Annotated in this window: 3 protein-coding genes; all 3 read left to right on the plus strand. The window is 70.6% G+C overall.

Annotated elements, in window-relative coordinates; translation table 11 throughout:
• Positions 1 to 352 precede the first annotated feature (352 nt).
• The 3 genes from MXD58_RS29630 (at position 353) to MXD58_RS29640 (ending at position 2189) form a co-directional block, all read left to right on the plus strand.
• Positions 353 to 1030, plus strand: a complete 678-nt coding sequence (locus MXD58_RS29630) for an NUDIX domain-containing protein (RefSeq protein ID WP_248840511.1) — start codon at positions 353 to 355, stop codon at positions 1028 to 1030.
• An 82-nt stretch (positions 1031 to 1112) separates the two neighbouring features.
• Positions 1113 to 1313, plus strand: a complete 201-nt coding sequence (locus MXD58_RS29635) for a hypothetical protein (protein WP_248840510.1) — start codon at positions 1113 to 1115, stop codon at positions 1311 to 1313.
• Between the two features lie 99 nt (positions 1314 to 1412).
• Positions 1413 to 2189 carry an MIP family channel protein gene (locus tag MXD58_RS29640; protein ID WP_248840509.1) on the plus strand — a complete coding sequence of 259 codons (777 nt, stop codon included), beginning with the start codon at positions 1413 to 1415 and terminating at the stop codon, positions 2187 to 2189.
• The last annotated feature ends 57 nt before the right edge of the window (positions 2190 to 2246 follow it).

Genomic DNA, 2246 nt, shown 5'->3' on the forward strand with positions numbered 1-2246 from the left:
GGCGCGAGGCGGCCTGATGGTGGTTGTCCCGGGCGAGGTCGATGGTGTCGCCGGTCGGCGCCGTCCGGGACAGGAGGGACCCCGGCGTGTGTCGACCATGTTCCAGGCGGGTGGGCGTCAGATCTCCAACGTGGGCGAGACCGATGGGCTTCTCGCCGAATTAACTGCCGGTCTCATGCTTTGCGAACGGATCGAACTTTGCTGGCTTCCAGTGTGTGGTCTCCCGCGACGGCCCGGCGAATCGCTGGCGACGCAGGCCATTTCGTGGTCGGGTGTTGCGGAGGAGCCGCTCGCGCGATCCGCTTCGTAGCCGGTCGCCTGATCGTCAGTTCTAAGCCAGATGATGACGGACGTGAATGAGGATCGTGGGGGTACCAGGATGACGAGCGGATGTAGATCCCCCAACGGCGAGCATGCCAACGGACGCTCGCAGCGCCCGTCGGACGCGGCGCCGGCATACCCGACGGTCGGGGACACGCCCGTCGTCACGCGGGCGACGGCGGTCGAGGAGTTCCCGCCGATGGCCCGGCCCTTCGCGGCGGCCGGAGCCCTGTTCTTCGATGACGACGGGCGGGTGCTGCTGGTCGAGCCGTCCTACAAGCCCGGATGGGACATCCCCGGAGGTTTCGTCGAGCCGGGAGAGTCGCCGTACGCCGCCTGCGTCCGGGAGGTCGAGGAGGAACTCGGCATCACTCCGCCAATCGGTGGCCTCCTCGCCGTCGACTGGGCGCCGCGTCCCAAGGACGGCTGGCTGGAGGGGGAGATGCTGCTGTTCGTCTTCGACGGCGGCCTGCTGCCCGCGACCTGGCGGGAGCGCATCCAGCTGGACCAGAACGAGCTGGTCAACTTCGCGTTCGTGCCGGTGGCCGAGGTGGGCGGGCTGCTGCCGCCGCTGCACGCGCGGCGCGTGAGCGCCGCCGCCGGGCTGCGGTGCACCCCGCGGCGGGCCGGCTACCTGGAGTACGGCGACGAGATCCCCGCCCGGTCCGCCGGCCGCGGCGCGGCCTCGGACGACCCCGTCCCGGGCTGACGCCGATTCGGCTCGGCCGTCGCGCCGTCACCGGAGTAGCGGGGCGTGAGAGTCGGCGCCACATTGAGGTGCGAAAAGCGACGTGTTTCATCAGCGGCTGCGGCTTATGAGTAAAGCCTGGCGGTTCGCGGTCGCGCCGGCCGGTCCCGCGCTCGGGCGAATGGCGGCGATACCGGTGCGGACGAAAAGGACGACCGGCACGGGTGTTAATCCGGGCGGGAAGCTCGAATTGCGGCATTTCGATTCCGCCGCCCGCGACACCGTGATCGGCTGGCACATTTAGGCACCCTGTGAAACCATTCGGGCACTCGGAGTAGATGGATGGACGTCCGTCAACCTGGTCCCGGTCGTGCGGGCGTCCCGGCGGCGGAGGGGGTGCCGCGTGCGGAGATACCTGGTCGAAGCATTCGGAACATTCGTGCTGGTCCTCGGAGGAGTGGGCACCGCGGTGCTCGCCAGGAGCGCGGTGGGCGTGCTGGGCATAGCCTTCGCGTTCGGGCTCTCGCTCCTCGTGCTCGTGTACGTGATCGGCCCGATCTCCGGTTGCCACATCAACCCGGCGGTCACCCTGGGGCTGCTGGTGTGCCGGAAGATCGAGCCACGGCATGCCGTCGGCTATGTCGTCGCGCAGTGCGTCGGGGCCATCGTGGCCGCGGGCACGGTGCTGCTGTTGGCGGACTCGGGGCCGGCCGGCTACTCACCCGGCATCGGCGGGCTGGGCGCCAACGGCTACGGCACACACTCACCCGGCGGCTTCGGTCTCGGTGGCGTCTTCCTCGCCGAGATCCTGCTCACCGCCCTGCTGGTGTTCACCGTGCTCGGCGCGACGGACGTCCGGGCACCGTTCGGGTTCGCCGGTCTCGCCATCGGCCTGGTGCTCACCCTGTGCCATCTGATCAGCATCCCGCTGGACGGGACGTCGGTGAACCCGGCGCGTTCGCTGGGACCGGCGGTCTTCGTCGGTGGCTGGGCGCTGAGCCAGCTCTGGCTGTTCATCGTGGCGCCGGTGATCGGCGCGCTGCTCGCCGCCGGCGGCTACCTCGCCCTGCGGCCGGGCCCGCAGGTCAGCGCGTCCACCGCGGAACGCGACCTGCCGCAGGAGTCGCTGAGCCGGATCGCGCAGGAGACCGCGCGGCTCATCCGCGGCCGGGTGGAGTAGCGCCGCGGGTGGAGTAGCGCCGCGGGTGGTGTAGCGCCGCGGGTGCAGTGGCGCGGC

Origin of the sequence: Frankia sp. AgKG'84/4 (assembly GCF_023242965.2) — a bacterium.
Classification (GTDB): domain Bacteria; phylum Actinomycetota; class Actinomycetes; order Frankiales; family Frankiaceae; genus Frankia.